This is a genomic window from Flavobacterium davisii, from assembly GCF_019565505.1.
GTDB classification, from domain to species: domain Bacteria; phylum Bacteroidota; class Bacteroidia; order Flavobacteriales; family Flavobacteriaceae; genus Flavobacterium; species Flavobacterium davisii.
This window is the reverse complement of record NZ_CP067378.1, coordinates 2,960,558-2,975,967: the sequence shown is the minus strand read 5'-3', so window position 1 is coordinate 2,975,967 and position 15,410 is coordinate 2,960,558. Positions and strand designations below refer to the sequence as shown.

General features: G+C 31.3%; 9 protein-coding genes and 3 pseudogenes. 2 read left to right on the top strand and 10 right to left on the bottom strand.

Annotated features, from left to right (window positions below; translation table 11 throughout):
• Positions 1-20: 20 nt before the first annotated feature.
• From JJC05_RS14150 to JJC05_RS14110, 9 genes and pseudogenes are all read right to left on the bottom strand, one after another.
• On the bottom strand, positions 21-947 hold the full coding sequence (locus tag JJC05_RS14150; RefSeq protein WP_105196306.1) for an aspartate carbamoyltransferase catalytic subunit: 927 nt from the start codon (positions 945-947) through the stop codon (positions 21-23).
• A gap of 1 nt (position 948) precedes the next feature.
• Positions 949-1,485, bottom strand: coding sequence for a bifunctional pyr operon transcriptional regulator/uracil phosphoribosyltransferase PyrR (gene pyrR, locus JJC05_RS14145; RefSeq protein ID WP_088394393.1), 537 nt, complete (start codon positions 1,483-1,485; stop codon positions 949-951).
• Positions 1,486-1,733: 248 nt separating this feature from the next.
• A complete protein-coding gene (gene rpsA, locus JJC05_RS14140; RefSeq protein ID WP_088392875.1) occupies positions 1,734-3,497 on the bottom strand; it encodes a 30S ribosomal protein S1 in 1,764 nt (587 codons plus the stop codon).
• Between the two features lie 228 nt (positions 3,498-3,725).
• Positions 3,726-4,979 carry a nucleoside permease gene (locus tag JJC05_RS14135; RefSeq protein WP_105196305.1) on the bottom strand — a complete coding sequence of 418 codons (1,254 nt, stop codon included), beginning with the start codon at positions 4,977-4,979 and terminating at the stop codon, positions 3,726-3,728.
• Positions 4,980-5,072: 93 nt separating this feature from the next.
• Positions 5,073-5,756, bottom strand: a complete 684-nt coding sequence (gene cmk / locus JJC05_RS14130) for a (d)CMP kinase (RefSeq protein ID WP_105196304.1) — start codon at positions 5,754-5,756, stop codon at positions 5,073-5,075.
• Between the two features lie 3 nt (positions 5,757-5,759).
• Entirely contained in the window at positions 5,760-6,773 is a 1,014-nt protein-coding gene (gene porQ, locus JJC05_RS14125; RefSeq protein ID WP_105196303.1) for a type IX secretion system protein PorQ, read from the bottom strand.
• A gap of 92 nt (positions 6,774-6,865) precedes the next feature.
• A pseudogene (gene lon, locus JJC05_RS14120) lies at positions 6,866-9,315 on the bottom strand (endopeptidase La).
• A 151-nt stretch (positions 9,316-9,466) separates the two neighbouring features.
• Positions 9,467-10,774 (bottom strand): annotated as a pseudogene (locus tag JJC05_RS14115) (MFS transporter).
• 61 nt (positions 10,775-10,835) lie between these two features.
• Positions 10,836-11,651 carry a M48 family metallopeptidase gene (locus JJC05_RS14110; RefSeq protein ID WP_088392887.1) on the bottom strand — a complete coding sequence of 272 codons (816 nt, stop codon included), beginning with the start codon at positions 11,649-11,651 and terminating at the stop codon, positions 10,836-10,838.
• Positions 11,652-12,024: 373 nt separating this feature from the next.
• Here JJC05_RS14110 and JJC05_RS18505 point away from each other — a divergent pair, with 373 nt between their 5' ends.
• Positions 12,025-12,384 (top strand): alpha/beta fold hydrolase, encoded by a 360-nt coding sequence (locus JJC05_RS18505; RefSeq protein ID WP_309597348.1) that lies wholly within the window; start codon positions 12,025-12,027, stop codon positions 12,382-12,384.
• Positions 12,362-12,877, top strand: coding sequence for an alpha/beta fold hydrolase (locus JJC05_RS18500; protein WP_309597347.1), 516 nt, complete (start codon positions 12,362-12,364; stop codon positions 12,875-12,877). The genes JJC05_RS18505 and JJC05_RS18500 overlap by 23 nt, the downstream gene beginning before the upstream one ends.
• A gap of 378 nt (positions 12,878-13,255) precedes the next feature.
• Here JJC05_RS18500 and JJC05_RS18495 read toward each other — a convergent pair.
• Positions 13,256-15,028 (bottom strand): annotated as a pseudogene (locus tag JJC05_RS18495) (AMP-dependent synthetase/ligase).
• Positions 15,029-15,410 lie beyond the last annotated feature (382 nt).

Here is a 15,410-nt window from a genome sequence, read left to right as displayed (position 1 = left end):
TTTATTAAATAAAAAATATTTTATTTAATCTTCGAAGCTAACAAATAAATTACTGCCATACGAATTGCAACTCCATTTTCTACCTGATCTAAAATAACCGACTGTTTAGAATCTGCTACATCACTAGTTATTTCAACTCCTCGATTAATAGGACCTGGATGCATTATTACTATTTCTTTATTCAAAGAGTTTAATAATTCTTTGTCTAAACCATATTGCATGGTATATTCTCTAGTGGAAGGAAAATAGCTTACATCTAATCGTTCATTTTGTACACGTAACATATTTGCCACATCACACCACTCTAAGGCTTTACGTAAATTTGGCTCCACCCCTACTCCTAATTCGCGTATATAACGCGGAATTAATGTATTTGGTCCACATACTTTAACCTGCGCTCCTAATTTTTGTAGAGAGTAAATATTAGATAATGCGACACGTGAATGCAGAATATCGCCCACGATAACCACTTTTTTTCCTCCTACCTCTCCCAAACGTTCTCGAATGGTATACGCATCTAATAAAGCTTGTGTAGGATGTTCGTGTGCTCCATCACCCGCATTTACAATACTTGCATTTACATTTTTTGACAAAAACACAGCAGCTCCCGGTGATGAGTGACGCATTACCACCATATCTACTTTCATTGCTAAAATATTATTTACGGTATCAATAAGTGTTTCTCCTTTGGTTACAGAAGAACTTGAAGCTGCAAAATTAACTACATCAGCTGATAATCTCTTTTGAGCTAATTCAAATGAGAGTTTTGTTCGTGTACTGTTTTCGAAAAATATATTAGCAATCGTTATATCACGTAAAGAGGGTACTTTTTTTATTGGACGGTTAATCACTTCTTTAAAATGGTCAGCTGTTTCAAAAATCAACTGAATATCTTCTTCTGTAATATATTTTATTCCTAAAAGATGATTTACACTTAGTTCCTTCATTTTATTTAGTAATTATTTCAACTGAATCTTCTCCGTGGATTTCATGCCACTTTACTACAACTTTCTCATTATTGATAGCATCTACTTGACGACCTCTGTAATCTGGCTGTATAGGCAAATGACGACTAAAACGACGGTCGATCAACACTAACAATTCCACTTCTACCGGACGACCAAAGGATTGCATAGCTTGTAAAGCGGCATTGATACTTCTACCTGTATACAATACGTCATCAATAAAAATAACCTTCTTCCCTTCTATCAAAAAGTCGATTTGTGTTTTATTAGCTTCCAAAGTTTCGCCTCGACGGAAGTCATCTCTAAAAAAAGTAATATCTAAAAATCCAAGTGGAATATTTTTTATTTGATATTGTTGTTCTAGAATTTGTACTAACCGTTTTGCTAAATAAGTTCCTCTAGGCTGTATACCAATAAGAACAGTTTGAGAAAAATCGAGATGATTTTCAATAAGCTGACAAACCAAACGATGCAGTATAATATTTACTTCCTCTGAAGTTAGGAGCGTTTTATGACTCATATTGTGTTATTTCGTTTGGAGTGTAAATTTAGTCTTTTTATTTGAATTTAAACATATTTCTGATTTAAGAAATTAAAGCAAATACCAATTAAACTCAAATTTAGCATTGGATTCGAAGTAAATATTAGCCTATTCAACTTATTTTTATTCAAAAGAGCTTTACTCAATCCATATAACTTATTACGACAATTTATACACAAAAAAACCCCGCAAATGCGGGGCTTTTAATTATATAAAGAAATCAAAGATTATTTTTCTCCTCTTTCCATTTTAGCTTTTAATTCAGCTAAAGCGTCGATATCACCTAAAGTTGATTTCTCAGCCTGATTAGAAGTAGTTTTAGTTTCAGCTTCTTTAACTACTTTCTCTTCTTCTTCACGGAAGATAGCTGTATGAGATGCTACTACTCTTTTGAATTCTTTATTGAATTCAATTACTTTGAAGTCAGCAGTATCCCCTTTTTTCAATTTTTTTCCATCTTCTTTTTCTAAGTGACGTGTAGGAATGAAAGCTACAACATCATCACCGAAATCTACAGTTGCCCCTTTGTCAACCATTTCAGAGATAGTACCATTGTGTACTGTACCTACAGCGAAAGCATCTTCATGCTTATCCCAAGGGTTAGCAGTAGTTTGTTTGTGACCTAATGACAATTTACGTGCATCAACGTCTAATTCTAATACTACAACATCTAATTTATCACCTACGTTAACAAATTCAGATGGGTGTTTGATTTTTTTAGTCCAAGATAAGTCAGAAATGTACACTAAACCATCAATACCTTCTTCTAATTCTACGAAAATACCAAAGTTAGTAAAGTTTCTTACTGTACCAGTATGTTTAGAACCTACAGGATATTTAGAAGTAATATCAGTCCAAGGGTCGTTAGATAATTGTTTGATACCTAAAGACATTTTTCTTTCTTCTCTATCTAAAGTTAAGATAACTGCTTCAACTTCGTCACCAATTTTCACGAAATCTTGAGCTGAACGCAAGTGTGTAGACCAAGACATTTCAGAAACGTGGATTAAACCTTCAACACCTTCAGCAACTTCGATGAAAGCACCGTAATCAGCTAAAACAACTACTTTACCTTTTACTTTATCACCAACAGCTAAGTTAGCATCTAAAGCATCCCAAGGGTGAGCGTTTAATTGTTTTAAACCTAATTGGATACGTGTTTTCTCATCATCAAAGTCTAAGATAACAACGTTTAATTTTTGGTCTAATTCTAATACTTCAGATGGGTGGTTGATTCTTGACCAAGATAAGTCAGTAATGTGGATTAATCCATCTACACCTCCTAAGTCAATGAATACACCGTAAGAAGTAATGTTTTTAACAACACCTTCTAATACTTGACCTTTTTCTAATTGACCGATGATTTCTTTTTTCTGAACCTCGATATCAGCTTCGATAAGCGCTTTGTGAGATACAACAACGTTTTTGAATTCGTGGTTGATTTTAACCACTTTGAATTCCATCATTTTATTCACATATTGATCGTAGTCACGGATCGGTTTCACATCGATTTGAGAACCCGGTAAGAAAGCTTCAATACCAAATACATCAACAATCATACCGCCTTTAGTTCTACATTTCACGAAACCATTAACGATTTCACCAGACTCATTCGCAGCGATAACTCTATCCCATGCTTTGATTGTTCTAGCTTTTTTGTGAGATAATACTAACTGACCTGATTTATCTTCACGGATATCAATTAATACTTCTACTTTATCACCTACTTTTAAGTTAGGATTATAACGGAACTCGTTTAAAGATATAACACCTTCTGATTTTGCATTGATATCAACAATAGCATCTCTTTCAGTAATTCTAACAACAACACCTTCTACAACTTCTTCAGCACCTGTAGAAATAAAAGTTTTTGCTACTAAATCTTCAAACTCTTGTAAATTTTTAGCGTCTACTGCATCAATACCTTCAGCATAGTTATGCCAGTTAAAATCTGCTAAAAATTGTTCTTGTTCTTTTGTAATTTCAGACATGATCTGATTTTTAAATTTGTATTCTGTTTCTTCAGTGTTTCATTAAGCAGTAAAAAACAGAAGCGTTTTACATATAATTACTTGAATCCCTTTCAGATACACCTACTGCTAAAAGGTGTGCAAAATTACACATAATAAATTAATTAACAAATAGTTTTCTTTTTTACAAACAAAAAAAGCCGATTTTTAATAAAATCGGCTTTTAATAGTGTATTAGTGTATTCTTTTTTAGTGTGAAAAAGATTCTACATCTTTAGGATTGTGTTTATGTTTGAATAAAAAGGCAAAAGCTATTGCTATAATTAAGGCATAAATAGCAAAAGAAAACCAAATGCTATGCCAATCTCTTTGTCCATTGATTGTAAAATAGGCATCTATTACTTTTCCACTAATTAATCCTCCAAAAAATGAACCAAAACCATTTGTCATCATCATAAATAATCCTTGTGCAGAGGAACGAATAGAGGAATCTGTTGTTGTTTCTACAAATAAAGAACCTGAAATATTGAAAAAGTCAAATGCCATTCCGTATACAATACAGGATAAAATAATCATCCATAATCCACTCGCAGGATTTCCATAAGCAAATAACCCGAAGCGTAGCACCCAAGCCAACATAGAGATTAACATTACTTGTTTAATACCAAAACGTTTTAAAAAAAATGGAATTGCTAAAATAAATAGTGTTTCTGAAATTTGAGAAATAGACATGATTAAAGTAGAATTTTTCACAATCAAGCTATTAGCGTACTGAGGCATATTACCAAATTCCGACAAAAACACATCTCCATACATATTAGTTAATTGCAATGCTCCTCCTAAAAACATGGAGAAAACAAAAAACAATGCCATTTTATATGTATTAAATAACTTAAATGAGTCTAAACCTAATTTTTTAGATAAGGTAGCATTTTCATCCATCAAATTTTGAGGTTTACAAGCTGGAAGGGTAAACGAATAAATCCCTAAAATAATTGCTGTTAATGCAGAAATATAAAACATATTAGCAGACGCTTTATTTCCTGTTAAGTTAGTCGTCCACATGGCTAAAATAAAACCTACAGTACCCCATACACGAATGGGAGGAAAAACTTTAACTACATCAAAATCATTTTCTTTTAAAATAGTATATGCTACAGAATTAGACAAAGAAATAGTAGGCATGTAACACATCATAGCAGCAAAGATAACCCAATAAAAGGTGGTTGGATTATCTACTTGCGGAAGATAAGCCACACACAAACCTCCTAATATATGAAGTATACCATATAATCTTTCTGCATTTATCCATTTATCAGCCACAATACCCGTAATAGCTGGCATAATAATAGAAGATATTCCAAGTGTTGAAAATATGGCTCCAAACTCAGCACCACTCCATTGTTTGGTTCCAAACCAGTAATTCCCAACTGTAATTAACCAAGCTCCCCATACAAAAAACTGTAAAAAGCTCATTAAGGTTAGTCTAATTTTTATATTCATACGTTTTGATTTGGTTATTATATTCTAAAAAGCGGGTAAATCTATGAAAAAATCAGTACTTTCTGATGGTTCTATAAAAAAATATTCGCTTTTTTAAATTTTTGCTTTAATTATTTCCATAACTCTTTTAAATTGTTCTTCTCTTGTTAATTCTGAATTATCAATTTCTATTGCATCGGCTGCTTTAACTAATGGTGAATCTTTCCGAGTGGTATCTATAAAGTCACGTTCTAAAACATTTTCTAACACTCGATCATAGGAAACTTGTTGTCCTTTTTCTGTCAATTCATCAAAACGGCGTTGTGCTCGAACATTTGCTTTAGAAGTCATAAATAATTTAATTTCTGCATTTGGAAAAACAACGGTTCCTATATCACGACCATCCATAACGACTCCTTTATCAATTCCCATTTGTTTTTGTTGGCTTACAAGTCTAGATCGAACTTCTGATATTTCAGCAATTCTGCTTACATAGGTAGAAACTTCTAATGTTCTTATTTGCTTTTCCACATTAATTCCATCTAAATACATTTCGGCAAAACCGAGGCTTGAATTAAATTGAAAATTTAAGTTTAAACTTGGTAAAAGTTTTATTAATTGTTTAACATCAAATTGAAATTCATCAATTAAATTATGTTGCATAGCAAAATAAGTAACGGCACGATACATAGCTCCAGTATCTACATATACATATCCTAGCTCTTTTGCTATTTGTTTAGCTAAAGTACTCTTTCCTGTGGAGGAAAATCCATCAATTGCAATTGTAATTTTTTTCAATTTTTAAAGATTTATAGTTAATCCAAACATAGATGTATTGGATGCTAAAGTATATCTTGCATAAGAATAATCGAAACGAAATTTAGAAAAACGGATTCCTACTCCTGCTGAAAATCCTGCAAAAGTACGTTGTTCTAAAATTTTAAGTTCAGCTGCTCTTCTAAAATTATAGCTTATTCTAAAATTAATTCCTTTATCTGGTAAAAGTTCCGCTCCTAAAACTACATGACGCATAGCGTTTCCTAAAAAACTTATTTCTTCTTCTTTTACCACTCCATCTAAAGTTTGTTCGTTTCTTGCGGGGTTAGAAAATGCAAGTTGCCATTTTTGCAAATTATCTATTGTTAAATGCCATCTAATTGGCAAATGTTCCAACTTTTGTGAAACTCCCAACATCACTTCTAATGGTAATTTTTCTTGTATTCCGTTATAGGTTATGATTTGTGTTCCAAAATTTTTGACTAATAAAGCATAATTAACGGATTTTTGTTCGTCTAAATAATTAATTCCTATATCAGTAGCAATCCCAAATGATTGATAATTTTCTAAAGAAGAGGCTATCAGCTTAGCGTTTGCTCCTAAATACCAATCACTTCTAGGGATATTATATGCGTATCCTAAGGACATAGCTAATTCATTAGCTGTAAAACTACCTGTTTGCCCCCCAAATTCGTCTCTTCCATCAAATTTACCGTAATTAATATAGGATATTCCTGCATGAATTGTTTGAATATGCCTATCATAATTTAAAGCATAAGACGCTGTACCATAATTTATATCACCTAAATAGCTTCCGTAATTAACTGCTAATTTTCCATCCATTTCTTGATTCACAGAGGCTGGATTTAGCATCGGTTGATTTACATCATTGTCGTATATTGTAATAGCTTTCCCTCCTAAGGCTGCTTGTCTTGGAGATGTAGTTAAATTTAAAAAACGATAAACACCACTACCCCCTATTTGTGAATAGATAGGTAGAGAGATAATAAAAGCTAATAATAGGAATTTAGACTGCATCAAACATTGCGTTAAATTAATATTTGTAACGCTGCAGCGAAGATATTATTTTTAATAAAAAAACGGCTATTTTAACATAGCCGTTTTTCATCTTACAATTTTTTTGCATTTTTTGCTTTCTCTTTTGTTATTGCAATTTCGAGTACTTCACTCATTTCGCTTACATAATGAAAGGTTAAGCCTTCTAAATATTCCGGATTAATTTCATCTATGTCTCTTTTATTTTCTACACATAGAATTATCTCTTTTATTTTAGCTCGTTTAGCTGCTAGTATTTTTTCTTTTATACCTCCTACTGGTAACACTTTTCCTCTCAGCGTTATTTCTCCTGTCATGGCCAAGTTTTTTTGACTCTTTTTGTGTTAACAATGACACTAAAGAGGTTAACATGGCAATACCTGCACTTGGTCCATCTTTAGGAGTTGCTCCTTCTGGAATATGTACGTGAATATTATATTTTGTAAAAATATCAGTATCAATACCTAAACTACTTCCATTTGCTTTTACATACTCCATAGCAATCGTAATTGACTCTTTCATTACAGTTCCTATATTTCCAGTAAAAGTCAAGCCTCCTTTTCCTGCTGAAATAATTGACTCAATAAATAAGATATCTCCTCCTACACTAGTCCATGCCAAACCTGTAACAACTCCTGCTATTTCATTATTTTCATATTTGTCGCGTTCCATACGAGGTGCTCCTAACACTTTAATAACATCTTCATCTGTCGTTTTTACATTATACTCTTCTTCCATTGCTATCGATTTTGCAGCATTACGAACCATTTGGGCAATTTTTTTCTCTAATCCTCGCACTCCTGATTCTCTAGTATAACCTTCTACTATTTTTTCTATTTGTTTTTTACCTATAGAAAATTGTTTAGCGTTTAATCCATGATCTTTAATTTGTTTAGGAACTAAATGCTGTTTTGCTATTTCAACTTTTTCCTCTATTGTATAACCTGTCATCGTTATAATTTCCATGCGGTCTCTAAGTGCTGGTTGTACAGCTGAAATATTATTAGAAGTTGCAATAAACATGATTTTAGATAAATCGAATCCCATTTCTAGGAAATTATCATAAAATTCTTTGTTTTGTTCTGGATCCAATGCTTCTAATAAGGCAGATGATGGATCGCCACTATGACTGCTTGATAATTTATCTATTTCATCCAGAATAAAAACAGGATTTGATGATTTTACTTTTTTCAAATTTTGCAAAATTCGACCGGGCATTGCTCCTATATAGGTTTTTCTATGCCCTCTAATTTCAGCTTCATCACGCAAACCTCCTAAAGACATACGTACATACTCACGACCTAATGCTTCTGCAATAGAACGTCCAATAGAAGTTTTACCTACTCCCGGAGGTCCTGTAAAGCATAATATAGGGGACTTCATATCATTACGTAATTTTAAAACAGCTAAATGTTCTATAATTCGTTTTTTGATTTCTTCCATTCCATAATGATCACGATCCAATATCGTTTGGGCTCTTTTTAAATCAAAGTTATCTTTCGTGTATTCATTCCAAGGCAATTCTAAAAAAAGCTCTAAATAATTACGTTGAATACTAAAATCAGGTGAATTAGGATTTGTACGTTGTAATTTTTGCAATTCTTTTTCAAAATGCTCGCCTACTTTTTTCTTCCATTTTTTAGCTTTTGCTTTTTTACGCATTTCTTCTATTTCTTGCTCAGTAGAATTACCTCCTAATTCTTCTTGTATGGTTTTCATCTGTTGTTGCAAGAAATATTCGCGTTGTTGTTGATCTAAATCAAAACGAACCTTTGATTGAATATCGTTCTTCAATTCTAACTTTTGAAATTCGATATTCATATATTTTAATGTTTCTAAAGCACGTTCTTTTAGATCATGCATTTCGAGCAGCTCTTGTTTTTCTTCTGCCGTTAAATTCATATTAGAAGAAACGAAACTTACTAAAAAAGGATCGCTTTCTATATTTTTGATGGCAAAGGTTGCTTCTGTAGGAATATTAGGGCTTTCTTTAATAATTTGAATCGCCAACTCACGAATTGAATCTATAATTACATTCAATTCATTATCTTCTTCAGCTGGACGAATTTCAGGAACTTCTTTTATAGTAGCTCTTATATAAGGTTCTGTGGTTGTTACAGTATCTATTTCAAAGCGTTTTTTCCCTTGTAAAATAACGGTTGTATTACCATCAGGCATTTTAAGAATTTTTAAAATACGTGCTACTGTACCTATTTTATTAATTTGTTCCGCTGTAGGATCTTCATCTTCTTCATTTTTTTGCGAAACAACTCCAATGATTTTATCTAAAGCATTGGCATCATTTAGCAATTTTATTGACTTATCTCTTCCTGCTGTAATAGGTATTACAACGCCCTGGAAAAAGCACTGTATTACGCAAAGGTAAGATAGGTAAATCTACAGGTAGACTTTCTTTATTCATTTCTTCCTCATCTTCTGGTGTTAAAAGAGGGATTAATTCTGCTTCATGATCTATTTCCTGAAGTGACATATTGTCAAGTGTAATGATTTTTTGTTGTGACATATTGTAAACTAAGCCATTTTGACATTAAAAAAAAATTATTTGTATTCTCTTTACTATAGAAAATACAACAAAAAAAACTGATTTACAGATAGATATACACAAATAATAATCTATAAACCGAGTTAAACTTTCAAGGATTATGCCATACCTTCTAATCATTTGTGTATTTATTCCTTGGCACTCTTAAAAGTAATAATAGACCTATAATAAAAAAAACAGCTAAAAACAATACTGAGTTTCTCATTGTTCCTGTAATTTGATCTATAATTCCGTAAATAGACATTCCTATTACGATACCAATTTTTTCGGTTACATCATAAAAACTAAAATAGGATGCTGTATCTGTAGTTTCTGGTAAAAATTTTGAATATGTAGAACGCGCTAATGATTGAATCCCTCCCATTACTAATCCTACGAATCCTGCTGTTCCATAAAACTGAATAGGCGTTTTTACGTAAAAGGCTACAATACATAAAATAGCCCAACATGTATTTAAAAAAATTAAAACTTTAATATTTCCAAATTTTCGCGAAGCTATGGACGTAAAATAGGCTCCTACAATTGCTACCAATTGAATTAACAAAATACTTATAATTAGTCCTGATGTTTTTTGACTATCGGTTTTCCAACTTATTTCTTCGGCTCCAAAATAAGTAGCGACTAACATTACTGTCTGAACAGCCATAATAAAAACAAAATAACTAGCTAAATATCGTTTAAGTGCTAAATTTTTTTCAATTCTTTCCAAACTAATTGCAATTCATGAAAACCATCTAAGATTACAGCTCGTGTTACTTTATTTCCTGTACTTATTCCTTTAGGAAGATAATAATAGGTAATATGACTAAATCCTATCCACCAAATACCTGTCATTACAAAAGAATAACGCATCATATCTATTGCTTTTTCATTAGAATCGACACTCATTACCATTCCTAAATTAACTAACAACAAAAGGGTACTTCCTAAATATCCCATTGAAAATCCACGTGCACTAACGGCATCTTGTTGTTCAGGATAAGCAATATCGGGTAAATAAGAATTATAAAAGACTAAACTTCCCCAAAAACCTATTAATCCCAAAAGATAGATTACAAAACTTAAAAAAAAGTTATCTGAATCAAACCAATATAAGCCTATACATGCTACACCTCCCATATAACAAAAAAAAACGAAGAAAGGCCATTTTATTTCCAACATAATCAGCTATTCCTGATAATATTGGTGAAATAAGAGCAACTATAACAAAAGCTATTGCCGTTACAAAAGAAATCACAGCAGTATCCTTAAAATGATATCCTAAAATATCAACATAGTGGTTTCCTCTGATCTTAAAAATAGCACTATAATAAATAGGAAAAATAGCAGAAGTTATGACTAAACTATATACTGAATTTGCCCAATCATAAAAAGCCCAAGCATTTAATAATTTTTTATCTCCTTTTTGAAGTGGTTGCATTTTTTTTTGATTTAAATTAAAAAATAAAAGCCCTTATTAGGGGCTTCTAAAGTAGTCTTTTTTATTTAAATACAACACCAAATTTGGCCGCTTCTATTTTTACATTAGGAATCCATTGTTTTAGATTGGTTATACGTGTTTCATTGCTAGGATGTGTACTCATAAACTCAGGTGGTGCTTGTCCATTTGATTTAGCAGACATACGTTCCCATACGTATACTGCATTTTCAGGATTATAACCTGCAATAGCCATCAGCAATAATCCTATTTGATCCGCTTCTGATTCATGAGCTCTACTAAAAGGCAACATTCCCCCTACTTGAGAAGCTAATCCATAATATTGCATAAACTCTGCCTGTTGTTGTTGAGACTTACTACTAGTGGCAATAGCAACTCCTATAGCTCCTGCTTGTTGTAACAAACCCGCACTCATACGCTGTTGTCCATGATTAGCGAGTGCATGTGCTACTTCATGCCCCATAACTGCTGCCATACCTGCTTCATCTTTCGTTATTGGCAAAATACCTGTATAAACTACTATTTTTCCTCCGGGCATACACCAAGCGTTTACTTCTTTACTATCTACTAAATTATATTCCCATGCGTAATTTTTCAAATAAGTCGAATTTCCATTTGCATTTAGCCATCTTTCTGCTGCTGTCTTTATTTTTATTCCAATATTTTCAACTCGTTTTGCTTCTGTAGTTCCTTTTATAACTTTATTTTCAGATAAAAATTGATTATATTGTTGAAATGCTGTTGGAAATATCTGACTATCTGGAACTAATGCCATAGTACTTTTACCTGTAAAGGGATTTTTAGCACAAGATATTATAAGAGATAAAATACTAAATGCGTATAGAATTCTTTTTTTCATTATTTTATTTTTTTTAAAAGGTAAAATTACAATTTTCAAAAAGTTTTTTCTTATAAAACCAGTAGAAATTCATCTATAAATACTTCTTTTTATCTAAATTATTTAGAGAATTTCTTTTTATTTCTTTAAAAAACAGTAAAACACCTAATAATTGAGTTCTGTTAAAAAACTAAATCCCCAAATTGGAATACTTCGATACAAGATTTTTGAATGTTATAATATAAAAACCTTACACTTGATAATAAAATTCGAATTTGAGTTATTATGTTTTATGAAGTTTTCAATTTTTCCGCGGATCTTAATCATCTATTTTTAATACCTTCTATCATGATTCATTAATTTGTATTAATTTAGCTCTAAAAACTATTATATTTTGAAAAAGAGGAAACAAAATAGCAACAGTGTACCTAAAACAATTATTTATACAGCAAAAGGATTTGCTTTTTTTTCTAAAAAATTAACTACAACGTTTTGCATTCGCTTGTTTACTACCCCTACGAAACATAAAACTCCAAAAAGAGAATGGCAGATGGTTCAAAAATCAAGAACAGAACCTCTTTTTATTCCTAAAATAAATAAACAGATAGAAGTTTATCATTATGGCGATAGCCCTAAAAAAGTTTTACTAGTTCATGGTTGGTCAGGAAGAGGAACACAGCTTTTCAAAATAGCGGATGAATTATTAAAAATAGGTTATTCTACAATTAGCTATGATGCTCCTCGGACATGGTAAATCAAAATCTAGTCCCACGTTAATAACCGAATTTATAGCTTGCAATTTTGAATTAGAAAAACAATTTGGTCCATTTGATTACGCTATTGGCCATTCTCTTGGTGGAATGTCTTTACTTAATTCTGTAAAGAGGGGATTACAGGTAAAAAAAATGGTGACAATTGGCGCTGCGGATAAAATTATTGACATTTTACGATCTTTTGTTATGCAATTAGGCTTAAAATCTGAAATTTCGGAACTCATGAAACAAAAATTTGAAACTAATTTTGGAGAACCCATAGACAACTATGATGCTGCTAATGCTGCTAAAGGAGTTATAATCCCAACTTTAGTTATACATGACAAGGATGACTATGAAGTTCCTATTAGTTGCGGAAAAGCCATTTATAATCAGTTACCTAATGGTTTATTTATTGAAACTGAAAAATTAGGCCATAGAAAAATATTAGGAAATGATGATGTAATTGCGCAAGTTATGCAATTTTTAAATTAATTTTAAAGTATTTAAACAACATCAAGTAAATATCCTAAAAGATCACAATCTTCTTTATTCCGGCCAAAGGAAGAAATTACATAATTTTGAGAATATGCCTTCTCCCTTTGGTCGAAGTGACAAACCATCTATTAAATTACGACTTTTATCTTGGTTCGGAAATCAGGAAAAATTTTCGTGCATTTTGTTTTCTTTTCCTTTTCATATTGACAAGAAGATTAATGCGTAATTTGGATTAAACCCTGATTCAGAAAGGAGTAAGGAACAAGGGGTTGAACCTTGATTTTTTTTAATTGGTTTTATTTGAATCTACGATAAAAAAAGACTGTCTAAAATAGATAATCACTTTAAACAGTCTTTTTTTTAAAATAAAATATTTTATTGGTAGATTCTAGCGCAAAGGTCTTTGTATTTTTCTAGAACTACTTTACGTTTTAGCTTTAATGTAGGCGTAAGCTCTCCTCCATCTATTGACCAAACATTGGGTGTAAGCTCTATTTTTTTAACTTGTTCCCAATTACCAAATTTAACATTAAGATGGTTTATTTCTTGATAAATTCTTTTAATAACTTCTGGATTTTGAACCAATTCTTCATTTGTTGAGCCAATATTTATATGATGAATGTGAGCCCATTCTCTAATAAATTCGAAAGCAGGTTGAATAATGGCTGCTGGCATTTTTTGTCCTTCGCCTATAACCATTATTTGTTCTATAAATCTAGATTGTTTAAATGTGTTTTCTAAAATCTGAGGAGCTACATATTTACCTCCAGAAGTTTTAAACATTTCTTTTTACGATCTGTTATACGTAAAAAACCATCTTTATCAAATTCACCTATATCGCCTGTATGGAAATAGCCGTTTTTAATCACGTCTTCTGTTTGTGCTTGATCCTTATAATATCCCATCATTAAATTAGGTCCTTTAAAAAGAATCTCGCCATCCTCTCCTATTTTGACTTCTATATTTTTGATTGGTTTACCTACGGTACCTATACGAAACAACCCATTACGCATATCATTTACAGATATAATAGGTGAAGTTTCGGTAAGACCATACCCTTCCACTACAGGCATTCCTGCTGCTGAAAACACACGAGTTAAACGAGTTTGTAAAGCGGCACTTCCTGAAACCATTATTTTCACATTTCCTCCTAATGCTTCTTGCCACTTACTAAATATTAATTTACGAGCAATTTTTAATTGAAATTCATACCACCAACCGTTTTTACCGTATGGTTCGTATTTCAAACCTAATTCAACCGCCCAAAAGAAAATTTTCTTTTTAAGTCCTGTTAATTCAGTTCCTTTTGCATAAATTTTATCATAAACTTTTTCTAATAGTCTAGGAACAACTGTAAATACATCGGGTTGAACTTCTTTAAAATTATCTGAAATTTTATCAATAGATTCTGCAAAATAAATTGAGATAGAATAATACTGGTAAATATATAAGATAACTCTCTCAAAAATATGACAAATAGGAAGGAAACTCATAGCTTTTGCTTGACCCCGGTTCTAGAGGGATTCTGTCAGAGCTATTTAAAACATTGGAGACTATATTGTTATGCGATAACATTACACCTTTTGGCTTACCTGTTGTTCCTGAGGTATAAATAATGGTTGCTAAGTCACTTGCTTTTACATTGTTTTTACGTTCTTCTACAAAATTTTGTGTATTTGTATCTTTCCCAATAGCTAATAAATCAGTCCAATTTTTTTCTCCTGAAATTTCATCAAATGTAAAAATTCCTACTAAATTAGGTAAATTAGCTTTAATAGAATTTAATTTATTTAAAACTTCTTTATCAGATACGAAACAATATTTTGATTCGGAATGGCTTAAAATGTATTGGTAATCTTGTTCTGATATGGTTGGATAAATAGGGACTGTTTGAGCTCCTACTTGCAATACTCCTATATCCATAATATTCCATTCTGTTCTATTATTAGATGAAATAATGGCTATTTTATCATCTTTTTGCACTCCCATGGTAATAAGTGCTCTTGAAACGGCATTTGCTTTATCTATATATTCTTGGGTAGACGTTTTAACCCATTTTCCTTGATATTTTGTAACTAACGCATCTGGTAAGTTGTTCTTTTCTAGCTGATAATAAGGAAAATCAAATAATCTTGTAATGTTCGTCATTATTAAATAGGGGTAAAGTTATAGTGCAAATTAATTATTTTTAACTTAAAATACAATTTTTATTCATTTTTTAAAATTAATTAATGAATAATTTACACATAAAATTCTTTTTGTTTGAATAATAGTATTCTTTTTTCTTTTTTTTTAAATAATATTCTAATTTATTTAATTTATCTATTTTGATTTATTAAAAAATTTCAAATCATAGAATAGATCTTGTAGTAAGCATAAAAGTATAGAAACTTTTTTGATTGAGTAAAAGGATGAGATTTTTTAAACTAAAAATCTTTGTATTTATTATAAACAAGACTTCTTCTTCTTAAATTATTTAGAACTATATGTAATTCAAACTTAAGAAAATGATCAATATCCCCACAAATAT

Excerpts from the sequence above, each read along its gene's own strand:
- porQ (WP_105196303.1), bottom strand. The coding sequence starts at position 6,773 with ATGCAGTCTAAATTCCTATTATTAGCTTTTATTATCTCTCTACCTATC.
- JJC05_RS14135 (WP_105196305.1), bottom strand. The coding sequence starts at position 4,979 with ATGAATATAAAAATTAGACTAACCTTAATGAGCTTTTTACAGTTTTTT.
- pyrR (WP_088394393.1), bottom strand. The coding sequence starts at position 1,485 with ATGAGTCATAAAACGCTCCTAACTTCAGAGGAAGTAAATATTATACTG.
- JJC05_RS14110 (WP_088392887.1), bottom strand. The coding sequence starts at position 11,651 with ATGAAAAAAAGAATTCTATACGCATTTAGTATTTTATCTCTTATAATA.
- JJC05_RS14150 (WP_105196306.1), bottom strand. The coding sequence starts at position 947 with ATGAAGGAACTAAGTGTAAATCATCTTTTAGGAATAAAATATATTACA.
- JJC05_RS18500 (WP_309597347.1), top strand. The coding sequence starts at position 12,362 with ATGATGCTCCTCGGACATGGTAAATCAAAATCTAGTCCCACGTTAATA.
- rpsA (WP_088392875.1), bottom strand. The coding sequence starts at position 3,497 with ATGTCTGAAATTACAAAAGAACAAGAACAATTTTTAGCAGATTTTAAC.